This is a genomic window from Pandoraea capi, assembly GCF_902459735.1.
GTDB classification, from domain to species: Bacteria; Pseudomonadota; Gammaproteobacteria; order Burkholderiales; family Burkholderiaceae; genus Pandoraea; species Pandoraea capi.
Genome location: NZ_CABPRV010000013.1, coordinates 65715 through 88276, shown reverse-complemented (window position 1 = coordinate 88276; position 22562 = coordinate 65715). Strand labels below are relative to the sequence as shown.

Genomic DNA, 22562 nt, shown 5'->3' with positions numbered 1-22562 from the left:
CGATGCACGCGAGCCGCCGACCGTCCGGCGAGGGACCAACGGGGCTGTCAGCTAGCGCAACGCGGTGAAAAAAATCCCCGCGCTCCTTGCGAAGCGCGGGGATGACGACCTGCATTTCCGGCGATAACGCCGGCCGACGCCTTACTCGGCGGCGGCTTCGGTCTGCTCGCTCACCTTCGCGGCAGATTCACCCTCGAAAGTGAAGCGACCATTACGCCAGTCGACCGGGATCGTGTCCTTCGGCCCGAACTTGCCCGCGAGCACCAGCTTGGCGACCGGGTTCTCGATCTCCTGCTGAATCGCCCGCTTGAGCGGACGCGCCCCGAACACCGGATCGAAGCCCTCGCGCGCCACATGCGTGAGCGCCGCCTTGGTGACTTCGAGATTCATGTCGAGCTTCGCCAGACGTCGGCGCAGGATCTCGATCTGGATCGTGGCAATCGACTCGATATGCTTCTGGTCGAGTCCGTGGAACACCACGACTTCGTCGATCCGGTTCAGGAACTCGGGACGGAAGTGATCCTTGATCTCCGTCCACACCGCGTCCTTGATCCGTTCCTGCGGCTCGCCGACCATCGACTGAATCATCGACGACCCGAGGTTCGACGTCATCACGATCACCGTGTTCTTGAAGTCCACGGTGCGTCCCTGACCATCGGTCATCCGGCCATCGTCGAGCACTTGCAGCAGCACGTTGAAGACATCCGGGTGCGCCTTTTCGACCTCGTCGAGCAGGATCACGCTGTACGGCTTGCGACGCACGGCTTCCGTCAGATAACCGCCTTCCTCATAGCCGACGTAGCCCGGCGGCGCCCCGATCAGACGCGCCACGCTGTGCTTCTCCATGAACTCGCTCATGTCGATGCGAATGAGGTGATCCTCCGAATCGAACAGGAACATGGCGAGCGCCTTGCACAGCTCGGTCTTGCCCACACCGGTCGGCCCCAGGAACAGGAACGAACCATACGGACGGTTCGGATCCGACAACCCGGCGCGCGAACGGCGGATGGCATCGGCCACGGCGGTAATCGCCTCGTCCTGCCCCACCACACGCTCGTGCAGCTTGCCTTCCATATTGAGCAGCTTTTCGCGCTCGCCCTGCATCATCTTCGACACGGGAATGCCCGTGGCGCGCGAGATGACCTCGGCGATTTCTTCCGTGCCCACCTGCGTGCGCAACAGACGCGGCTGCGACTGCTGTCCCGCGGCTTCGGCGGCGTCGGCGTCCTTCAACTGGGCTTCGAGTTGCGGCAGCTTGCCGTATTGCAGCTCAGCGACCTTGTCGAGCTTGCCTTCGCGTTGCAGCTTTGCGATCTCGGCACGCACACGGTCGATCTCTTCCTTGACCTGCGCGCTGCCCTGCACGGCGGCCTTCTCGGCCGTCCACACCTCTTCGAGATCGGCGTATTCGCGCTCCAGACGCGAAATCTCTTCCTCGATCAACGCCAGACGCTTCTGCGAGGCTTCGTCCGTTTCCTTCTTGACGGCTTCGCGTTCGATCTTCAACTGGATGAGACGACGGTCGAGCTTGTCCATCACTTCCGGCTTTGAATCGATTTCCATCTTGATCTTCGACGCCGCCTCATCGATCAGGTCGATGGCCTTGTCCGGCAGGAAGCGATCGGTGATGTAGCGCTGGCTCAGCTCCGCCGCTGCCACGATGGCCGGGTCGGTGATCTCCACGCCGTGGTGCAGTTCGTATTTTTCCTGCAAGCCACGCAAGATGGCGATGGTCGCCTCGACGCTCGGCTCTTCGACGAGCACCTTCTGGAAACGGCGCTCCAGCGCGGCATCCTTCTCGATGTACTTCCGATATTCGTCCAGCGTGGTCGCGCCGATGCAATGCAGCTCGCCGCGCGCGAGCGCCGGCTTGAGCATGTTGCCCGCATCCATCGCGCCTTCAGCCTTGCCTGCACCGACCATCGTATGAATTTCGTCGATGAACAGAATCGTGCGGCCTTCATCCTTGGCAATGTCGTTCAGCACGCTCTTCAGACGCTCTTCGAACTCGCCGCGGAACTTCGCGCCGGCCAGCAACCCGGCCATGTCGAGCGCGAGCACGCGCTTGTTCTTGAGCGACTCCGGCACTTCGCCGTTGACGATACGCTGGGCAAGGCCTTCCACAATGGCCGTCTTGCCCACGCCCGGCTCGCCGATGAGCACCGGGTTGTTCTTCGTGCGGCGTTGCAGGATCTGGATCGTGCGACGAATTTCGTCGTCGCGGCCGATCACCGGATCGAGCTTGCCAGCGGCCGCGCGCTCGGTCAGATCGAGCGTGTATTTCTTGAGCGCTTCGCGTTGCCCTTCGGCATCCTGACTATCGACGGAAGCGCCGCCGCGCACGCCTTCGATGGCGGCTTCCAGCGATTTGCGGGTCAGGCCGCGTGCGCGAGCCAGCTTGCCCGTCTCGCCCTTGTCGTCGGCGAGCGCGAGCAGGAACATTTCGCTGGCGATATAGCTGTCGCCATGCTTCTGCGCTTCCTTGTCGGCCTGATTGAGCAGGCCTGCGAGATCGCGGCCGACCTGCACATTGCCGTCGGTGCCCTGCACCTGCGGCAGCTTGGCCAGCGCCGTCTCGATGTCATGCGCCAGCGGCTGAACCTGCACGCCTGCGCGTTGCAGCAGCGAGCGCGCGGCGCCCTCGGGTTGTGCGATCAGCGCGGCGAGGAGGTGCAGCGGCTCGATGTATTGCTGGTCGCGACCGACTGCCATGCTTTGGGCATCAGCCAGCGCTTCCAGGAACTGCGTGGTGAATTTGTCTTGTCGCATCTAGTGCTCCGGTAAGAAATCTCTCTGGATCGGATGTGCGGACAATCCCCTGTGGTTTCAAGGGGCATTACAGCGCGACATTTGACATTTCGCGCAATGCCGGACGGGGGCCGGCTTCAGGGCTTGTTGCGAGGGCATGGCGCCCTCTCGTTGCGTTGGCTGCGTCGGGGCGTGCGCTGGGTCCATGCCTTGAGGCAACCGCAGGACACGCCCGGGTTTGAGGCTCATAATAGCCATTTTCAGCACGCCGCACCATGCGTCCTCCTGACGGCCGGAAGCCCGGATTCCCGTCATGGCGGGCTCGGCTGTCCGTCGACATGTCTACCCAGATTTCCCACCCAATCAACGCCGAAGCCAACGATCCGGGCGCCCCGAACCGCCTCGAATGGCCTGCGGCCCGCCTGTCCGAGATCGACGAAGACGCCGTGCGCCTGCTCGTCCATACGTTCTACGGGCGCATTCGTGACGACGACCTGCTCGGCCCCGTCTTTCGGCAGGCGCTCGAAGGTCGCTGGGACATGCATCTGGAGAAAATGGTGGCGTTCTGGTCCAGCATCGTGCTCGGGGCCAAACGCTACCGCGGCAATGTGACGCAGGCCCATCAGCCCTTCGGTCATCTGAGCGGCGAGCACTTCAGCCGCTGGCTCGCCCTATTCTTCGACACGCTGGACAAGCTGTTCGAACCGCAGGCAGCCTTCTCCTTCGCGGAACCCGCGATCCGGATCGCGGAAAGCCTTCAGTTGAACCTGTTCGGATGGGAATACACGCTGCCGCCGGCGCAACGGGCGCTGCTCGACAGCATCAAGCAGCGGCGGCCGGCACGGCCACATGAGTGACCCGCGGCCAAGGGACCGGTGACGGTTTAGGAACCGTTAAGGGGCGCTAAGGGGCGCTAAGGGGCGCTAAGGGGCGCTCAAAGTCGTCTCAGGACTTCTCGCCACTCGCCCAGCGCTCACGGGCGGCGGTATCGGTCTCGCGGGCGTCGACCCAGCGTTCGCCCTGCGGCGTCGATTCCTTCTTCCAGAACGGCGCTTCGGTCTTCAGATAGTCCATGATGAATTCGCACGCGGCAAACGCATCCCCGCGATGTGCCGACGTCACGGCCACCAGCACGATCTGATCGCCCGGCCCCAGTTCGCCATACCGGTGGATCACCAGCGCATCGAACAGACGCCAGCGTTCGCGCGCCTGCACGACGATGGCCTCCAGCGCCTTTTCCGTCATGCCCGGGTAGTGCTCGAGCGTCATGCGCGAGACATCCTTGCCGTCGTTCAGGTCGCGCACGGTACCCACGAAGGTCGCCACAGCGCCCACGCGCAGATCGTCCGCCCGCAAACGCCGGATTTCCTCCGACAGGTCGAAATCTTCAGTCTGAACACGAATCGGCATGGAATCTCGTTCCCTCTAGCTCAACCGCCGGTCACCGGCGGGAAGAATGCGACTTCGCAACCCTCGGTCAGGCGGGTGGACGCCGGCACCATCGTGTGGTTCAACGCCATGCGCAATGAGCGTTGCGGCCCGAGCGTCTCGGCCCAGACCGGGCCGCGCGTGCACAGCCATTCGCGCACGTCTCCCACCGTGGCAACCCCTGCGGGCACCGCATCCACGTGCTCCTCAGCGACATTCAGCGCCTCGCGGACACTGGCGAAAAAGCGAAGATCGATCTGCATAGTCTGTCCGGCGTGCCGCCCGGGTTTGCGGGCCGCACCCCTGTCTCTCAATATAGAAGGTCGGAGAACGGCAGGAACGCCACCGTCTGCCCCGCTTCGATGCGATGCTCCGGCGGATTGTCGATGAGACCATCGCCCCAGACGGTCGAGGTCAGCACCGCCGAACTCTGATTCGGGAAGGCGTCGAGGCCGCCCTGATCGTTGATGCGGGCGCGCACGAACTCGTTGCGGCGGTCCGCCTTCTTCTGCGTGAAATCGGCGCGCATCGCAATACGGCGCGGCGTGACGTTCGCCGCCCCCTGCAAACGCAGGATAAACGGGCGCACGAACAGCAGGAACGTCACGAAGCTCGACACCGGATTGCCCGGCAGGCCAATGAAATGCGCCGTCTCGCCGTTCGCCCGGTTGACCTCGCCATACGCGAGCGGCTTGCCCGGCTTGAGCGCGATCTGCCACAGATTGAGACGCCCCTCCGCTTCCACCGCCGGCTTGACGTGATCTTCCTCGCCGACCGAGACACCGCCTGACGTGATGATCAGGTCGTTGCCGCGCGCCGCGTCGCGCAAGATCGCGCGGGTGGCCGCCAGATTGTCAGGCACGATGCCGTAATCGGTCATCTCGCAGCCCAGATTTTCCAGCAGGCTGCGCAACACGAAACGATTGGAGTTGTAGATGCTGCCGGCGCGCAACGGCTCGCCGGGCATCGTCAGTTCGTCGCCGGTGAAGAACACGGCCACGCGAAGACGCCGGGCGACCTGAAGCTTCGCGATGCCCACCGACGCCGCCAGACCCAGCGCCGGCGCGCGCAACCGGGTACCGGCTGCCAGCACCACGCTGTCACGGCGAATGTCGGCGCCCTGTCGGTTGACGAACTCACCCGCGAGCGGCGTATGACGGATGACGACCGAGCCATCGTCACGCGCTTCGCACTGCTCCTGCATCACGACGGCATCCGCGCCCGGCGGCACCGGCGCTCCCGTGAAAATGCGCGCCGCGGTGCCGCTGGCGAGCGGCTGCGGGGCGTGCCCGGCGGGAATGCGCTGCGAGACGGGCAACACCGTCTCGGCGCCGCGCAGATCGGCCACACGCACGGCGTAGCCGTCCATCGCGCTCGTGTCCATCGGCGGGACATCGAGCGTGGCGACGACATCGGCCGCCAGCACACGGCCGTTCGCCGCGAGCGTATCGACTGTCTCGCGCGAATCGAGCGGACGCGCCGCGGCCAACACCGCGTCGAGAGCTTCTTGAGTACTCAGCATGCAAATGGCCCGGAAGTCATGGGGTGCCCTACCGCTAACGCACATAAAGCGTAATAAGGCGCCCGATTCATGGAACGACGGCTCACAGGCCGGTGTGCTCCGCGATGTAGGCCTTCACGCGCTCGGCATCGTTCGGCACCGTATCGAAACGCTGCGGCAGCGATTCGAGTTGCTCGAAACCGGCCGGACGCGGCGGCTCGCGGTGCAACGCCTCGCGAATCGTCTCGGCGAACTTCGCCGGCTGTGCCGTCTCCAGCACGACCATCGGCACGCCGGGTTCGAGCGCTTCGCGCGCGACCTTCACGCCATCGGCCGTGTGGGTATCGATCACGATGTCGTAGCGCTTGGCCACGTCCTGAATCGTCGCCAGACGGTCCGCGTGCGTGCTGCGTCCGGACACAAAGCCGAACTGGGTCACGCGGGCGAACGCCTCACTGCCCGACAGATCGAAGCCGCCCTCGCGCTCGACCTTCGAGAGCAGGTCGGCCGTCGCGGTGGCGTCGCGGCCCAGCAGATCGAACAGGAAGCGCTCGAAGTTCGATGCCTTCGAGATGTCCATGCTCGGGCTGCTGGTATGGAACGTTTCGGCCGACTTGCGCACGCGGTAACGACCTGTGCGGAAGAACTCGTCGAGCACGTCGTTTTCGTTGGTCGCCACGACCAGCTTGCGGATCGGCAGGCCCATCATGCGCGCGATGTGACCGGCGCAGACGTTGCCGAAATTGCCCGACGGCACGGTGAACGACACTTCGCCGTCCTGTCCCGACTTGCCGCCCGTGGCTGCGAAGTAGCCCTTGAAGTAATACACGACCTGCGCCACGACGCGCGCCCAGTTGATCGAATTGACGGTACCGATCTTGTAGCGCGCCTTGTAGGCGTGATCGTTGGAGACCGCCTTGACGATGTCCTGCGCATCGTCGAACACCCCTTCCACCGCCAGGTTGAAGATGTTCGGATCTTGCAGGCTGTACATCTGTGCGGTCTGGAAGGCGCTCATCTTGCCCGCCGGCGACAGCATGAAGACGCGAATGCCTTCCTTGCCGCGCATGGCGTACTCGGCCGCGCTACCCGTATCGCCGGACGTCGCCCCCAGAATGTTGAGCGCATCGCCGTGCTGCGCCAGTGCGTACTCGAACAGATTGCCGAGCAACTGCATGGCCATGTCCTTGAACGCCAGCGTGGGGCCGTTCGAGAGCGCCAGCAGCGAGAGCTGCGTGTCCTTCTCGACGCCCAGCGGCAGCAGCGGCGTGATGTCCGCAGCGTCTTCGCCCGGACGCACGTTGCGGTACACCTCGGCGGTGTACGTGCGCTTCGTCAGGTCGGCCAGCACTTCCGCCGGGATGTCGCCTGCAAACTTCGTTAGCACTTGGGCCGCCAGTTCGGCGTACGACAACTGACGCCAGGCGCGCAGTTCGTCGGCCGTCACCTGCGGGTATGCCGTCGGCAGATAGAGACCGCCGTCCGGGGCCAGGCCGCCGAGCAGAATGCTGGAGAACGATTGCGGCTCGCCCGAAGTCAGGCCCGCACCGCGCGTGGAAATGTATTTCATGGGAATCGTGTCCTGTCGTATCGGTTCTTGGAGCGGCGCCCGATTTCCGGGCCCGCTCAGCTCGGCGTGGAGATCAGCTCAGCGCTTCCATACGAATACGCGTGACCTTCGAGAGCACCGTATCCATCGCTTCGATCTTCGCGATGGCCGCATTGATGTGCTTTTCCAGCGTCTGGTGCGTCAGGATGATGATGTCGGTCTGGTGCTCGCCTTCGCGCGATTCCTTCTGCAGCAGCGCGTCGATGGAGATGTCCAGATCGGCCAGAATACGCGTGAGTTCCGCCATCACACCGGCGCGGTCGACCACACGCAGACGCAGGTAGTAGCTCGTGGTGACTTCGTCGATGGGCAGCACCGGGGTGTCCGACAGCGAGTCGTGCTGGAACGCCAGATGGGGCACGCGGTGCTCCGGGTCAGCCGTCTGCAGACGGGTAACGTCCACGATGTCAGCCACCACGGCCGAGGCCGTCGGCTCGGCGCCCGCGCCCTTGCCGTAGTACAGCGTGGCGCCCACGGCGTCGCCCTGCACCAGCACGGCATTCATGGCGCCCTCCACGTTGGCGATCAGGCGCTTGGCCGGAATCAGCGTCGGATGCACGCGCAGCTCGATGCCGGCTTCCGCACGACGCGTAATGCCCAGCAGCTTGATGCGATAGCCGAGCTCTTCCGCATACTTGATATCGAGCGCGGCGAGCTTGGTGATGCCTTCGACGTAGGCGCGGTCGAACTGCACCGGCACGCCGAACGCGATAGCGCTCATGAGCGTGAGCTTGTGCGCGGCGTCGACGCCTTCGATGTCGAAGGTCGGATCGGCTTCCGCATAACCCAGACGCTGCGCGTCGGCCAGTGCGACGTCGAAATCGATGCCCTTGTCGCGCATCTCCGACAGGATGAAGTTCGTGGTGCCGTTGATGATGCCGGCGATCCACTGGATACGGTTGGCCGTGAGACCTTCGCGCAACGCCTTGATGATGGGAATACCGCCGGCCACGGCGGCTTCGAACGCGACCATCACGTTGGCCTTGCGCGCGGCAGCGAAGATTTCGTTGCCGTACACGGCCAGCAGCGCCTTGTTGGCGGTAACCACGTGCTTGCCGTTCTCGATGGCCTTGAGCACCAGTTCCTTGGTGAGGTCGTAGCCGCCGATGGTCTCGACGACGACATCGATGGCGGGGTCGTTCACGACCTCGAACGGATCGCCGGTCACCACGGCGGCGTGGCCCACGAGGCCCTTGGCGCGTTCGACGTTACGAACCGCGACCTTCGTAATCTCGATCCCCCGGCCGGCGCGACGTTGAATTTCTTCCTGGTTGCGAGCCAGTACCTGGAAGGCGCCGTAGCCTACCGTGCCGAGGCCGAGCAGGCCCAATTTGATCGGTTTCATGCAGTTTTACTCAAAAGTCGAAATCGGTTGGCGCGCATCACTTGCCGTGGCGACGGCGATAACCGTCAAGGAAGCGGGCAATGCGACTGATGGCGTCTTCCAGGTCGCCCTCGTGAGGCAGGAACACTACGCGGAAATGGTCGGGATGCATCCAGTTGAAGCCACTGCCCTGCACCAGCAGGACCTTCTCTTCGAGCAGCAACTGGAGAATGAAGTCCTGATCGTTGTCGATGGGGTACACCGCCGGATCCAGACGCGGGAACAGATAGAGCGCCGCCTTCGGCTTCACGCACGTGACGCCCGGAATGGCAGTGAGCATATTGAACGCGATCTCGCGCTGCTCATACAGACGGCCGCCCGGCACGATCAGGTCCTTGATGCTCTGATAGCCGCCCAGCGCTGTCTGAATGGCGTACTGGCCCGGCACGTTCGGGCACAGGCGCATCGAAGCGAGGATGTTCAGCCCTTCGATATAGTCGCGCGCCGGGCCCTTGTCGCCGGACACCACCATCCAGCCCGCGCGGTAACCGCATGCGCGATAGCTCTTGGACAGACCGTTGAAGGTAATCGTGAGGACGTCTTCGGACAGCGAGCCGATCGACGTGTGCTCTTCACCGTCGTAAATGATCTTGTCGTAGATCTCGTCGGCGTAAATGATGAGCTTGTGCTCACGGGCGAGCGCGACGATGTCCTTGAGGAGTTCGTCCGAGTAGAGCGCGCCGGTCGGATTGTTCGGGTTGATGATGACGATCGCGCGCGTGTTCGGCGTGATCTTCTTGCGGATGTCCGCCAGATCCGGCTGCCAGTCGGCCTGCTCGTCGCAGACGTAATGCACCGGCGTGCCGCCGGACAGACTGACCGCCGCCGTCCAGAGGGGGTAGTCGGGCGCGGGGACGAGCACTTCGTCGCCGTCGTTGAGCAGCGCCTGCATGGCCATCACGATCAGTTCGGACGCCCCGTTGCCGAGGTAGATGTCGTCGAGCTGAACGTCCTTGATGCGCTTTTGCTGGCAGTAGTGCATGATCGCCTTGCGCGCCGCGAACACGCCCCGGGAATCGGAGTAACCTGCCGAATTCGGCAGATTGCGGATCATGTCCTGGACAATCTCGTCAGGCGGCTCGAAACCGAACGGCGCCAGATTGCCGATGTTCAGCTTGATGATGCGATGACCTTCGTCTTCCATGCGCTTGGCATGTTCGAGCACGGGCCCACGAATGTCGTAGCAGACATTCTGCAATTTCTGCGATTTGAGGATCGGTTTCACGGCGGTTGTGGTCTTGGCGGGCGACGCAGGAATCCGGACAGGCCGGGAATCCGCTGAAGTCGCAGGCGGGATGAAGTGAAAAATGCCGCACTGCAACGGTTTTGCCGTGCTGCGTACGGCAAAAAGCTATAATTTAGCCAATTATGACAGAGTTCGGCAATGCATCATTGACGGTTTGCGGCATGCAAGGCAAGATGCCCGCCCGTTAGCGAGTCCGTCACCCGCCGCATCCATGACGATCTGTCGATCGCTCAGCCACCACTGGGTAGGGAATCTCCGAAAGTGAAACTGCATCAAGACCCGTCGCAAGCAGCATTGAACACGGTCACCGGCTATGGCCCGGGCTATGTCGAGGTCAACAAGGTTCGTTACGACGAAAGCGTGATCATTGCACCGGAGGGAGACGTCCTGCCCTGGCCGGTGTCCCGCTTCGACGCGCTCGACGCCTCGCACTTCGAAGCGCTGCGCGCCCTCGACCCCGAAGTCGTCATCTTCGGCAGCGGCGCCCGCCTGCGTTTCGCCCATCCGCGCCTCACCACGGCGCTGACCAGCCAGCGCATCGGCGTCGACTCGATGGACACGCAAGCCGCCTGCCGCACGTACAACATCCTGATGAGCGAGGGACGCCGCGTCGTCCTGGCCGTGCTCATCGAGACTGAGGCGACTGAGTGAGCCGCCGCCCGCTCAGTTCCGGCCCATCGGCCGCCGACCCTCTCGCGCCGCCCGCGCCCTTTCCTTCTGTCGCCACCGGCAGCACCGGCACGCCGGACGCGGCCTATCCGCTCTCGCCTGCCGCCTTCTGGCTATTGCTCCTCGCGTTCGCACTCGTCTGGTTCGGCGTGCTCGACTATCGCCACCTGATTGCCAGCGACGAAGGCCGTTACGCCGAGATGGCGCGCGAGATGTGGACGACCGGCGACTGGATCACGCTGCGATACAACGGTTACAAGTATTTCGAAAAGCCGCCGCTGCAAACCTGGATGAACGCGCTCACGTTCGCGGCCTTCGGCCTCGGTGAATGGCAGGCGCGGTTCTGGACCGCCCTGACCGGCTTTGCCGGCGTGCTGATGGTCGGCTTTACGGGACGCCGCGTGTTCAATGCCCGCGTCGGCCTGTTCGCGGCCGCTGCGCTGGCCGCCGCGCCGCTGTGGTCGCTGCTCGGGCACTTCAACGTGCTCGACATGGGCCTGTCGTTCTTCATGGGTCTGTCGCTGTGCGCGCTGCTGCTGGCGCAACGCCCCGGTATCGGGCGCCCAGCCGTGCGCGGCTGGATGTGGCTGTGCTGGGCCGCCATGGCGCTCGCCGTGCTGAGCAAGGGGCTCGTCGGCATCGTGCTGCCCGGGGCCGTGCTGGTGCTCTACACCCTGATCTCCCGCGACTGGGCCCTGTGGCGCCGCCTGTACCTCGGCAGCGGCCTGATCGTCTTCTTCGCGATCGCCACGCCCTGGTTCGCGCTCGTCCAGATGCGCAACCCGGAGTTCTTCGACTTCTTCTTCATCAACGAACATTTCCGCCGCTTTGCGATGGAAGGTCATAACCGGGATGGCGCACCGTGGTACTTCGTGCCGGTGTTCCTGGTGGGCTTCCTGCCGTGGCTGTCGGTGCTGCCCGGAACCCTACGCGCAACGTGGCGCATGCCGCGTCAGCCCAACGGCTTCGCCCCGGCCGTGATGCTGTGGGTGTGGTCGGCCTTCATCTTCGTGTTCTTCAGCGCGTCGCACTCGAAGCTGATTTCGTACCTGCTGCCGATCGCCCCGGCGATGGCCCTGCTCTTCGGCTTGTATCTGGCGCAATTGCGTCGGGACACCGTACGTGTGCACATGGCCGGCTACGCGATCCTCCTGATCGCCGCGCTGGTGATGGTCGCCATCTTCGTCGGACGTGCCGGCAGCGTGCGCAACCCGAACGAGTTGTACAAGGCATTCCAGGTCTGGTTGTACTTTGCGCTCGGCGCAGGGTTGATCGGTACGCTTGTCGCGTGGCGTCTCGCACGTCACAGCGCACGCCGCGCCCTCTTGACGTTCGCCGGCGGCATGCTGGTGCTCGTGACGATCGGCGGCATGGGTCACGAAGTGTTCGGCCGTCAGAGCACGGGGGTGCTGCTCGTGCCGGCCATCAAGGCGGAAATGCAACGCCTCGGCCCCGACGTGCCGTTCTATTCGGTGAATGTGCTCGATCACACCATGCCCTACTACCTCGGGCACACGATGATCATGGTGCAGCACCCGGATGAGCTGGAGTTCGGCGTGAAGCAGGAGCCGCAGAAGTGGTTGCCGACGCTCGACGCCTTTTACGCCCGCTGGCGGGCCGATCCGAAGGCGCTCGCGCTGGTCGATCCGGACACGTTCGGCAAGCTGGAAGCCGAGCATCTGCCGATGCGCATCATCGCGCGCGATGCGAGGCGGGTCGTAATCTCCAAGCCTTGGCCCGAAGACAACGTAAAATAACGCCGCCTGGGTTTTCCCGGCCCGATGACGGCATCCATAATTATTCACAAACGTTCACAAACGTTCCATGAATCTCGCGACGTTTTCCCTTATTCTCACGGGCGTGCTGCTCAACGCGTGCGCTCAGTTGTTGCTCAAGGCGGGCGCCAACACCATCGGCGCACTTGAGTTCACGCGTGCCAATATCGTCCCGATCGGCATCAAACTGGCCACACAGTTGCCGATCATGGGCGGGCTCGTCTGCTATGCCATCAGCGTGGTCGTCTGGATTCTGGCGCTCTCGCGCGTCGAAGTCTCGATTGCCTATCCGATGCTGTCGCTGGGCTACGTCGTCAATGCGTTCGCCGCCTGGTATCTGTTCGGCGAGACCCTGTCGATGCAGCGGATCCTGGCAATCGGCATCATTCTTGTGGGTGTTTATATCCTGGCGCGCAGCTAAGTCTGCCCGTCCGGCGCAATCACCGGATGCGCCGCCCCCGTCGATCCTGGCGATCCCGTGGGCTGGCGCGCATCTCATGCAGCTTCCCCTGCATGTTCGAGCTACTTTGAGGGTTAGTCATACATCATGAGCGACTCGGCAACCTCCCAACCGAATCAACCGTTCCTCCCGTTCACGCGCCCGACGCTCGACGACGCGACCATCAACGGCGTGTCCGAAGTGCTGCGTTCGGGCTGGATCACCTCGGGCCCGCAAGTGCAGGCCTTTGAAAAGGCACTGTCCGAATATTTCGGTGGCCGTCCGGTGCGCGTCTTCAATTCGGGCACCGCCACGCTCGAAATCGGCCTGCGTATCGCCGGCGTGCAAAGCGGCGACGAAGTCATCACCACGCCGCTGTCGTGGGTCGCAACGTCCAACGTCATTCTGGAAGTCGGCGCCACGCCGGTGTTCGTCGACGTCGATCCGGCCACGCGCAATATCGACCTCGACCTGCTCGAAAAGGCGATCACGCCCAAGACTCGGGCCATCATCCCCGTTTATCTCGCCGGCCTGCCGGTGGATATGGACCGGCTGTACGACATTGCTCGCCGTCATAACCTGCGTGTCGTCGAAGACGCCGCACAGGCCATGGGATCGGGCTGGAACGGCAAGCGTATCGGCTCGTTCGGCGACCTCGTGTCGTTCAGCTTCCATCCGAACAAGAACCTCACGTCCATCGAGGGCGGCGCGCTGGTGTTCAATACCGACGACGAAGCGCGTCTGGCCGAGAAATACCGCCTCCAGGGCGTGACCCGCTTCGGCCTCGACGGTATGGATGTGGACGTGCTCGGCGGCAAGTACAATCTCACCGATGTGGCCGCACGCGTAGGCTTGGGGCAGATGCCGCATCTGGCGGCCTTCAACGCCCGCCGTACGGAACTGGCACGTCTGTATTTCGATACGCTCGCGGGCGGCGCCGCCGTCCAGTTGGGCGTCGGCCTGCCCCATGCCGATTTCACGAATTCGAACTGGCATATGTTCCAGATCGAACTGCCGCTGGAGCGCCTGAGCATTGATCGGGCTGGCTTCATGGAGCAGTTGAAGGCGCGCGGCATCGGCAGCGGCGTCCACTACCCGGCCATCCACCTGTTTACAATGTATCGTGCGTTGGGCTTCAAGGACGGCCAGTTCCCGCATACGGAACGTCTGGGCCGTGCAATCCTGACCCTGCCGCTGTTCCCTGCCATGACGGATGCCGACGTTGCGCGCGTCTGCGAAGCCGTGAATGCTATTTGCGCTGATCACAAAAAATGAATCGACCACAACTCTCTGTCGTCATCCCGGTATACAACGAAGAGGCCGGCCTCGGCGCGCTCTTCGACCGGCTATACCCGGCGCTCGACAAGCTGGGCGTGACCTATGAAGTGGTGTTCGTCAACGATGGCAGCCGGGACCGCTCGGCCGCCCTGCTTGCCGAGCAATATCGCGCGCGTCCGGACGTGACGCGCGTCGTGCTGTTCAACGGCAACTACGGCCAGCACATGGCCATTCTCGCCGGCTTCGAGCACACGCGCGGCGAATGGGTCATCACGCTCGACGCCGACCTCCAGAACCCGCCGGAAGAGATCGGCAAACTGGTGGCACAACTGGCCGCCGGGCACGATTACGTGGGCACGGTGCGTATGAATCGTCAGGACACGTGGTTCCGCCGCAACGCCTCGCGCGCCATGAATCGTCTTCGTGAGCGCATCACGCGCATCCGCATGACCGATCAGGGCTGCATGTTGCGCGGCTACAGCCGCCACATCGTCGATACGGTCAATCAGTGCCGCGAAATCAACACGTTCATCCCGGCACTGGCCTTTACCTTCGCACAGAATCCGACGGAAGTGGATGTCGCGCACGAGGAACGCTTCGCCGGTGAATCGAAGTACTCGTTGTACTCGCTGATTCGTCTGAATTTCGATCTCGTGACCGGCTTCTCGGTCGTGCCGCTGCAATGGCTCTCGGGCGTGGGCATCTCGCTGTCCGCGGCGTCGGGGTTGCTGTTCATCGTGCTGATCGCGCGACGCTTCCTGTTCGGCTCGGAAGTCCAGGGGGTGTTCACGCTGTTCGCCGTGACATTCTGCCTGCTCGGTGTGATTCTGTTCGGCATGGGCCTGCTCGGTGAGTACATCGGCCGCATCTATCAGCAAGTCCGCCAGCGTCCGCGTTATCTGGTGCAAGCGGTGCTCGAAGCGCAGGCCACCGGTCACACGGCACACGCAGCCGTCGGCGGGCAAAGCGCTACGCTGAGCACGGGGGCGACCGAACTGGGATCGCACACGTCATGAGCGCAACGTCTGCCAAAGCCGTCGTTTTTGCGTATCACAACGTCGGCGTTCGTTGCCTGCAAGTGCTGCTCGCTCGCGGCGTCGACGTCGCTCTCGTGGTGACTCATCAGGACAATCCGAACGAGAACATCTGGTTTGGTAGCGTCGCCGGTGTCGCGGCCGAGCATGGCATCCCGGTCGTCACCCCCGACGATCCGGCGGATCCCGTGCTCGCCGAACGCATCCGCGCCGTGGCGCCGGACTTTATTTTCTCGTTCTACTACCGCCACATGATCCCGGTGGCCGTGCTGGAAATCGCACCGCAAGGCGCGTTCAACATGCACGGTTCGCTGCTGCCGAAGTATCGCGGCCGTGTGCCGGTGAACTGGGCGGTTTTGCGAGGCGAAACCGAAACGGGCGCCACGCTGCATGAAATGGCGCTGAAGCCGGACGCCGGGGCGATCATCGACCAGACGTCGGTACCGATCCTCCCGGACGATACGGCTGGCGAGGTTTTCGAGAAGGTGACGGTCGCCGCGGAACAGACGCTCTGGCGCTGCCTGCCGGGTCTGCTCGCGGGTACGGCCCCGCGTCACACGAACGACCTCGCCGCCGGCAGCTACTTCGGTGGACGCAAGCCCGAAGATGGTCGCATCGACTGGCATCGGCCAGCGCAGGATGTCTACAACCTGATTCGCGCCGTTGCGCCCCCCTATCCCGGCGCATTTACCGACGTGGCGGATCGTCGCTGGGTGGTCACGCAAGCTCGCCTGTCACGCTCGCCCGCCCCCGCCGGTTTGCCCTGTGGACTGCAAGTAGTGGATAATGCGCTCCTCGGCATTTGCGGCGACGGAAATGCCATCGTCATTCATGAACTAACGCTGGACGGCAAGCTTGTCACGCCGGAACAGTTTTCCCAGCTCAATCACTGACCGTAATATGAAAAAAGTCCTGATTCTCGGTGTTAACGGGTTCATCGGCCACCATCTGTCGAAGCGCATCCTGGAGACGACCGACTGGGAAGTTTATGGCATGGACATGCAGACCGACCGCCTCGGCGATCTGATCAACCATGAGCGCATGCACTTCTTCGAAGGCGACATCACGATCAACAAGGAATGGGTCGAGTACCACATTCGCAAGTGCGACGTGATCCTCCCGCTGGTCGCTATCGCGACGCCGGCCACCTATGTGAAGGCCCCGCTGCGCGTGTTCGAGCTCGACTTCGAAGCCAACCTGCCGATCGTGCGCTCGGCCGTGAAGTACGGCAAGCATCTGGTGTTCCCGTCGACCTCCGAGGTCTACGGCATGTGCACCGACGGTGAATTCGATCCGGAAAACTCGCCGCTGATCTACGGCCCGATCAACAAGCCGCGCTGGATCTACGCCTGCTCGAAGCAACTGATGGATCGTGTGATCTGGGGTTACGGCATGCAGGAAGGCCTGAACTTCTCGCTGTTCCGTCCGTTCAACTGGATCGGCGCCGGTCTCGACTCGATCTACACGCCGAAGGAAGGCTCGTCGCGCGTGGTCACGCAGTTCCTCGGCCACATCGCTCGCGGCGAGAACATCAGCTTGGTCGACGGTGGTAACCAGAAGCGCGCCTTTACCGACATCGACGACGGTATCGATGCACTGGTTCGCATCATCGACAACAAGAACAACGTCGCCAGCGGCAAGATCTACAACATCGGCAACCCGACGAACAACTTCTCGGTGCGCGAACTGGCCAACATGATGCTCCAGCTGGCGAGCGAATTCCCGGAATACGCAGAGACGGCCAAGAAGGTGCAACTGGTCGAAACCTCGTCGGGCGCTTACTACGGCAACGGTTATCAGGACGTGCAGAACCGCGTGCCGAAGATCGACAACACCATGCAGGAACTCGACTGGAAGCCGACCACGTCGATGGACGACGCACTGCGCAAGATTTTCGAAGCGTATCGCGGTCACGTCGCCGAAGCGCGTCGTCTGGTCGAAGGCGAATAACGCCTGTGCCCCGGCCCGGCGTGCCACGGCATCGAGATGATCGTGGCATTGTCCGGACGTCGCACGACACGCCCGGTGCGCCCTCGGCGCATCGGGCGTTTTTGACTCCACGCGTTTGACTTCACGTTTTTGACGCTATTTCGACCGCTGTCGCTGCCTCGGCTTCGGACGTCGGAAATGCATCCAGTCAACTGATTCGACATTCGAGACATCGCGCGCCACGCGGGCCATGTCTTCGATGCACCACTCCTCAAGGGCGGCTATGGCCAAGATTGTCCTGAAGATCGACGTCGACACGCTGCGCGGCACACGCGAAGGCGTTCCCAACCTGCTCGCCGCGCTGGCCGAGCACGCGGCACAGGCGACGTTTCTGTTCAGCCTCGGTCCGGACCACACCGGATGGGCACTCAAGCGAGTCTTCCGCCCCGGCTTCCTGAAGAAAGTCTCGCGCACCTCGGTCGTCGAACACTACGGCTTCAAGACGCTCATGTACGGCACCCTGCTGCCCGGGCCGGACATCGGCAAGCGCGCGGCCGACGTCATGCGCACCGTGCAGAGCGCCGGACATGAGACCGGCATCCACACCTGGGACCACACGTACTGGCAGGACAATGTGCGCACGCGCGACGCCGCCTGGACGCAGCATCAGATGTCGCAGGCCCACGCCCGCTTCGCACAGATTTTCGGTGCCCCGCCGCTGACCCACGGCGCCGCCGGCTGGCAGATGAACAATCACGCATTTCGCCAGATCGACGCCTGGGGCATGAAGTATTCGTCCGACGGACGCGGCAACGCCCCCCACTACCCGATCGTGGACGGCGTGCGTCTGAAGCACGTGCAGATGCCGACGACATTGCCGACGGTGGACGAACTGCTCGGCATCGACGGCCGCGACATCAATGGTGTTGCCGAACACCTGCTTGCCCTGACTCGCGATCCGGCGCAAGATCACGTGTTCACGCTTCACGCAGAACTCGAAGGGCAGAAGCTGGCGCCGCTGTTCCGTCAGTTGCTGGCCGGATGGCGTCGTCAGGGCCACGATCTGATCACGATGGGTCAATATTACGAGACGCTCGATCTCAACGCATTGCCGGCACACCCGGTAGTGTGGGGCGAAATACCGGGTCGCTCGGGCGACCTGATTCTCGAAGGCCAGGCGGCTGCCTGACGCCGGGGCGATCGACGCGTCCCGACCCGCGCACCGGATTTCGCAAGACCCCGAATTCGACAACCTTTTCCCGAACCGGCCTGGCAAGGCCACCCAAGGAGACCATAGTGACGGTAGCCATCGACACTCCCGTGCCCGATTTCACCGCACCTGCCACCGGCGGCGATTTTTCGCTCAAGGCCCATCGCGGCAAGAAGGTGGTGATCTACTTTTACCCGAAGGACAACACGCCGGGCTGCACCACGGAAGGCATGAATTTCCGTGACAGCTACGACCAGTTTCAGGCCGCCGGCGCCCAGATCGTCGGCGTGTCGCGCGACAGCCTGCGCTCGCATGAGAACTTCAAGAACAAGCTGGAACTCCCCTTCCCGCTGATCTCGGACGGCGACGAAGCGGTATGCCAACTGTTCGGTGTCATCAAGCTGAAAAAACTGTATGGCAAAGAACATCTTGGCATTGAACGCAGCACGTTCCTGATCGACGCCAAGGGTGTGTTGCGCAAGGAATGGCGCGGCGTGCGCGTGCCGGATCACGTGTCGGAAGTGCTCGCCGCAGTGCAGGCGCTCTGAGCGAATCTCGCGTGGACGACGTCCGCCCCGGCGGTCATCGGGCATGCGCGCGAGCGCTATTCGGTGGGCTGTTGCATTCAGGTCGATGCGACCGCCAGTGAGGGCATCCGACGCTATACAAGCACGGCAAGAGACGTTATAGTCGGCCGTAATGATCAAGCGCATTGAACGAGACTATTGCAGGCGTCGCCACGGCGGCGCCTTCAGCCAAGCCGCCTCTCCGGTGCGTCCGGGCAGGCGGCTTTTTTGTTGCCGGGACGTGATGTATTGCCGTTTGTCCCGGCCGAGTAGTGTTGTGTTTTCTTGAACGGGAAATCTATGCCATTGCCATCGGCGCCGACCAAACCGGGCTCGCTGCTTGCCCCGGAACAATTCCCCACTCGCCTCAAACCTTCGCGCACGGAGGCCAAGAAACCGATTCCCTCGTCTGAACAACATGCACTGGGCGAAACGTCCGGTGCCGCCGGTGCTGCCGGCGCGACTGAATTGAAGGTCGTCCCCAAACCCGCTCCGGCGACGCAGACTGCTCCACAGCCGTCGCCTGTCGCGCGTTCGCCCCAGTCGCCTCCGAAGGCCGACTCGACCGGTGCCGGCGCCTCGCTCAAGGCGGTCAAATCACCCTCGACCGGGCCCGGTTCGAAACGTACACGCGGCAAGGATCAGGAGCCGGCCAAGCTCTTCGTGCTCGACACGAACGTGCTCATGCACGACCCGAGCAGCCTGTTCCGCTTCGAAGAGCACGACGTCTATCTGCCCATGATGACGTTGGAAGAGCTCGACAATCACAAGAAGGGCATGTCGGAAGTGGCGCGCAATGCGCGTCAGGTGAGCCGCACGCTCGACGGGCTGGTCGCGGAAAGCGGCACGAAGTCGATGGCGGAGGGCATTCCGCTCTCGCGACTCGGCAACAAGGACGCCACCGGGCGTCTGTACTTCCAGACCGACCTGCCCGACGTGCCGCCGCTCGAAGGTCTGCCGCAAGGCAAGGCCGACAACCAGATTCTGGGCGTCGTGCGCGCGTTGCAGGACAAGTTCCGCGATCGTCAGGTCGTGCTGGTGTCGAAAGACATCAACATGCGCGTCAAGGCGCATGCGCTCGGCCTGCCTGCGGAGGACTACTTCAACGACAAGGTGCTCGAGGACAGCGATCTGCTCTACTCGGGTGTGATGGCGCTGCCGCCGGACTTCTGGACGAAGCACGGCAAGGGCATGGAAAGCTGGCAGGACAACCGTACCGGCACCACGTTCTATCGCATCACCGGGCCGCTCTGCGCGAGTTTCCTCATCAACCAGTTCGTCTATCTGGAGACGAACAACGGCGAGGCGCCCTTCTACGCGCAGGTTCGGGAAATCAACGGCAAGACGGCGCTGCTGCAAACGCTGCGTGACTACGGCCATCACAAGAACAACGTGTGGGGCATCACGGCGCGCAACCGCGAGCAGAACTTCGCACTGAACCTGCTGATGAATCCCGAAGTGGACTTCATCACATTGCTCGGTCAGGCCGGCACCGGCAAGACGCTGCTGGCGCTCGCCGCCGGTCTGGCGCAGACGCTCGACGAGAAGCGCTACAACGAGATCATCATCACGCGCGCAACCGTGCCCGTCGGTGAAGATATCGGCTTCCTGCCGGGCACCGAGGAAGAGAAGATGCAACCGTGGATGGGCGCATTCGACGACAACCTCGAAGTGCTGCAAAAGACCGACGACTCCGCCGGTGAATGGGGCCGTGCGGCCACGCAGGAACTGATTCGCTCGCGACTCAAGGTCAAGAGCATGAACTTCATGCGCGGTCGTACGTTCGTGAACAAGTTCGTCATCATCGACGAGGCGCAGAACCTGACGCCGAAGCAGATGAAGACGCTCGTCACGCGCGCCGGCCCCGGTACCAAGCTGATCTGCCTGGGCAACATCGCGCAGATCGATACGCCTTACCTCACCGAAGGTAGCTCGGGCCTCACTTACGTGGTGGATCGCTTCAAGGGCTGGGGACACAGCGGGCACGTCACGCTCGCGCGCGGCGAACGTTCGCGTCTGGCGGATTACGCCGCGGAAATTCTCTGACGTCCGCCCTCATCGAGGGCTTCGATGTACGACAAGACGGCGCCTTCGGGCGCCGTTTTTATTGGCTTCGCATGAAGGTCCGACGTCGAGGTCGTCCATCAACACACATGGCGACCGAATGACGATATCGCCCCGCAAGCCGCGAATTTGTGACGTCGATGCCACAAAACGCACGGATTCCGGTACTTTTGCGATGCATTCGGGCGGTAAGCGTCGTAAACTCTGCGCATGCGAACCCAGCGCCCTCTGAGCATGCATCGCTCTCTGACTCGCCTGATGGCCCGATCCACGACATTGTCGGTGACGTCGACAACGCTGGCGCGCTTGCCGTGGCGAAGCGCCGGCGTGCTCGCCGTCACGCTGCTCGTGGCCGCGTGTTCGTCCGGCCCGTCAGTCCGGCAAGGGGGGAACGCGAACTACGGCAACCGCACAGTCGGCCCCGAGCGCAGCGCCGGCCAAGAGGAAATCACGCTCGAAGCGATGAGCCTCGTTGGCATTCCTTACCGCTACGGCGGCAATACCCCTGACTCAGGTTTCGATTGCAGTGGACTGGTGCGCTATGTCGTGGCGCGTGCCGCGGGCGTCAATCTGCCACGCACCACCGCCGACATGAGTGGCGTGGGCACGGTGCTCGAACGCGACGATCTCGCTTCGGGCGATCTGATCTTCTTCAATACGACGGGACGCGCGCATTCGCATGTGGGCATCTACGTCGGTCAGGGGAAATTCGTGCACGCCCCGAACTCGGGTGGCACGGTGCGTCTGGAGAGTATCTTCATCCCGTATTGGGCGAAGCGCATCGATGGCGTGCGACGTGTCGCCGCCAATAAGGCCCCGGCAGGCAACACGACCTACGTCAATCGCACGGCGCCGGCGACGGTGGCGCAAACGCCTGCTGCCGCCCCGCTGCCGAACGTGCCGCTGGAGACCCCCAGCAACACCGCCGGACTCGCCTCCCCGCCGGCACAGGACGACGATCCCATCGCCCGCTTCGCCAACAGCTCGATGTAAAACCGCTCGCCCGATGGGAGACATCCCGCCGGCCGGGCCGGATCAGCGCAGGTGCGCAAGCAAGGTCGCCGCCCCGCCGATGTTGATCGCTGCGCCCATCAATAAGCCAAGGGGGCGGTTGCGCAAAGCCTGAATCAAAGTGGTCATATTCGCCTCCTTCGTTGCTCGATAAAATACTATTAACAAATGATAATCAATCGTAATTAACTATTGAAATTGATTATCCCGATGAAGGCGATTTGTCATCTCAATGGGATCCCCGATCCGGGTTCAATACGACGCCACAGCATCCATAAATGCCGCCAGATCGCGGGAAGCGGTCCGGCGATTCGACAAACGGGGCGTGCCCCGCGCCAGGATAGACGCTGACGTTGGCCGCCGGGTCCAATGCCTTGGCTCGCTGCGCGGACGACCCCGCTTTGACGAGCGCATCACGCTCCCCGTAGATCAGCAGCAACGGCTTATGCATTGCCCCGAGCCCTGTCGGTGCGTCCACCGTCATCCGGTGCACCACGCGCTGCATGTCGAACGATGCCAGAGCGGCATTCGCTAGCAGGCGGTCGAATGTCGGGGCGTCCGGCTGCGTCTCGAAACACAGCTTCAGGAAGGCTTTCTCGGCGTCTAGATGAGTTCTGAGATCGGCGGATGTCACGTCCCGGTAGATTTCGGGATGCAGCACGATCTGATCC

Annotated in this window: 20 protein-coding genes; 12 read left to right on the top strand and 8 right to left on the bottom strand. The window is 63.1% G+C overall.

Going from position 1 to position 22562, the window contains the following annotated elements:
• Positions 1–141: 141 nt before the first annotated feature.
• Positions 142–2769: an ATP-dependent chaperone ClpB gene (clpB, locus tag PCA20602_RS22340; protein ID WP_150723068.1), complete on the bottom strand. Its 2628-nt coding sequence runs from the start codon at positions 2767–2769 to the stop codon at positions 142–144.
• Positions 2770–3086: 317 nt separating this feature from the next.
• Here clpB and PCA20602_RS22335 point away from each other — a divergent pair, with 317 nt between their 5' ends.
• Positions 3087–3605, top strand: coding sequence for a group III truncated hemoglobin (locus PCA20602_RS22335; RefSeq protein ID WP_246182290.1), 519 nt, complete (start codon positions 3087–3089; stop codon positions 3603–3605).
• Positions 3606–3693: 88 nt separating this feature from the next.
• Here the strand turns inward: PCA20602_RS22335 and moaE are convergent, their stop codons facing one another.
• The 6 genes from moaE to PCA20602_RS22305 all read right to left on the bottom strand — a co-directional run bounded on the left by moaE (position 3694) and on the right by PCA20602_RS22305 (position 9895).
• Positions 3694–4158 carry a molybdopterin synthase catalytic subunit MoaE gene (moaE, locus tag PCA20602_RS22330; protein WP_150723067.1) on the bottom strand — a complete coding sequence of 155 codons (465 nt, stop codon included), beginning with the start codon at positions 4156–4158 and terminating at the stop codon, positions 3694–3696.
• A 20-nt stretch (positions 4159–4178) separates the two neighbouring features.
• Entirely contained in the window at positions 4179–4439 is a 261-nt protein-coding gene (gene moaD / locus PCA20602_RS22325) for a molybdopterin converting factor subunit 1 (RefSeq protein WP_150723066.1), read from the bottom strand.
• A gap of 47 nt (positions 4440–4486) precedes the next feature.
• Complete coding sequence (locus PCA20602_RS22320; protein WP_242561601.1) at positions 4487–5698, bottom strand: molybdopterin molybdotransferase MoeA; 1212 nt, start codon at positions 5696–5698, stop codon at positions 4487–4489.
• Between the two features lie 82 nt (positions 5699–5780).
• Positions 5781–7247, bottom strand: a complete 1467-nt coding sequence (gene thrC, locus PCA20602_RS22315; protein WP_069344936.1) for a threonine synthase — start codon at positions 7245–7247, stop codon at positions 5781–5783.
• 73 nt (positions 7248–7320) lie between these two features.
• Positions 7321–8631, bottom strand: a complete 1311-nt coding sequence (locus PCA20602_RS22310; protein ID WP_069344935.1) for a homoserine dehydrogenase — start codon at positions 8629–8631, stop codon at positions 7321–7323.
• Between the two features lie 37 nt (positions 8632–8668).
• Positions 8669–9895 carry a pyridoxal phosphate-dependent aminotransferase gene (locus tag PCA20602_RS22305; protein WP_150723064.1) on the bottom strand — a complete coding sequence of 409 codons (1227 nt, stop codon included), beginning with the start codon at positions 9893–9895 and terminating at the stop codon, positions 8669–8671.
• A 282-nt stretch (positions 9896–10177) separates the two neighbouring features.
• On the opposite strand from PCA20602_RS22305, the gene PCA20602_RS22300 reads away from it, so the two are divergent.
• The 11 genes from PCA20602_RS22300 (at position 10178) to PCA20602_RS22250 (ending at position 21873) form a co-directional block, all read left to right on the top strand.
• Entirely contained in the window at positions 10178–10567 is a 390-nt protein-coding gene (locus tag PCA20602_RS22300) for an Mth938-like domain-containing protein (protein WP_150723063.1), read from the top strand.
• Positions 10564–12342, top strand: a complete 1779-nt coding sequence (locus PCA20602_RS22295; protein ID WP_150723062.1) for a glycosyltransferase family 39 protein — start codon at positions 10564–10566, stop codon at positions 12340–12342. The genes PCA20602_RS22300 and PCA20602_RS22295 overlap by 4 nt, the downstream gene beginning before the upstream one ends.
• 67 nt (positions 12343–12409) lie before the next feature.
• Positions 12410–12781 carry an SMR family transporter gene (locus tag PCA20602_RS22290; protein ID WP_069344931.1) on the top strand — a complete coding sequence of 124 codons (372 nt, stop codon included), beginning with the start codon at positions 12410–12412 and terminating at the stop codon, positions 12779–12781.
• 126 nt (positions 12782–12907) lie between these two features.
• Positions 12908–14074, top strand: a complete 1167-nt coding sequence (locus PCA20602_RS22285) for a DegT/DnrJ/EryC1/StrS family aminotransferase (RefSeq protein WP_150723061.1) — start codon at positions 12908–12910, stop codon at positions 14072–14074.
• Complete coding sequence (locus tag PCA20602_RS22280) at positions 14071–15093, top strand: glycosyltransferase (RefSeq protein WP_150723060.1); 1023 nt, start codon at positions 14071–14073, stop codon at positions 15091–15093. The genes PCA20602_RS22285 and PCA20602_RS22280 overlap by 4 nt, the downstream gene beginning before the upstream one ends.
• Positions 15090–16004 carry a formyltransferase gene (locus tag PCA20602_RS22275; protein ID WP_150723059.1) on the top strand — a complete coding sequence of 305 codons (915 nt, stop codon included), beginning with the start codon at positions 15090–15092 and terminating at the stop codon, positions 16002–16004. The genes PCA20602_RS22280 and PCA20602_RS22275 overlap by 4 nt, the downstream gene beginning before the upstream one ends.
• 7 nt (positions 16005–16011) lie before the next feature.
• The gene (locus tag PCA20602_RS22270) at positions 16012–17061 is read left to right on the top strand and encodes a bifunctional UDP-4-keto-pentose/UDP-xylose synthase (protein ID WP_150723058.1); all 1050 of its coding nucleotides are present in this window, start codon (positions 16012–16014) and stop codon (positions 17059–17061) included.
• Positions 17062–17323: 262 nt separating this feature from the next.
• Positions 17324–18229: a polysaccharide deacetylase family protein gene (locus PCA20602_RS22265; RefSeq protein ID WP_150723057.1), complete on the top strand. Its 906-nt coding sequence runs from the start codon at positions 17324–17326 to the stop codon at positions 18227–18229.
• Between the two features lie 107 nt (positions 18230–18336).
• Positions 18337–18798 carry a peroxiredoxin gene (locus PCA20602_RS22260; RefSeq protein ID WP_150723056.1) on the top strand — a complete coding sequence of 154 codons (462 nt, stop codon included), beginning with the start codon at positions 18337–18339 and terminating at the stop codon, positions 18796–18798.
• 318 nt (positions 18799–19116) lie between these two features.
• Positions 19117–20862, top strand: a complete 1746-nt coding sequence (locus PCA20602_RS22255; RefSeq protein WP_150723055.1) for a PhoH family protein — start codon at positions 19117–19119, stop codon at positions 20860–20862.
• 276 nt (positions 20863–21138) lie between these two features.
• Complete coding sequence (locus PCA20602_RS22250) at positions 21139–21873, top strand: C40 family peptidase (RefSeq protein ID WP_150723054.1); 735 nt, start codon at positions 21139–21141, stop codon at positions 21871–21873.
• A gap of 247 nt (positions 21874–22120) precedes the next feature.
• Here the strand turns inward: PCA20602_RS22250 and PCA20602_RS26320 are convergent, their stop codons facing one another.
• Positions 22121–22552: an alpha/beta fold hydrolase gene (locus PCA20602_RS26320; RefSeq protein WP_343032116.1), complete on the bottom strand. Its 432-nt coding sequence runs from the start codon at positions 22550–22552 to the stop codon at positions 22121–22123.
• Positions 22553–22562: the final 10 nt, after the last annotated feature.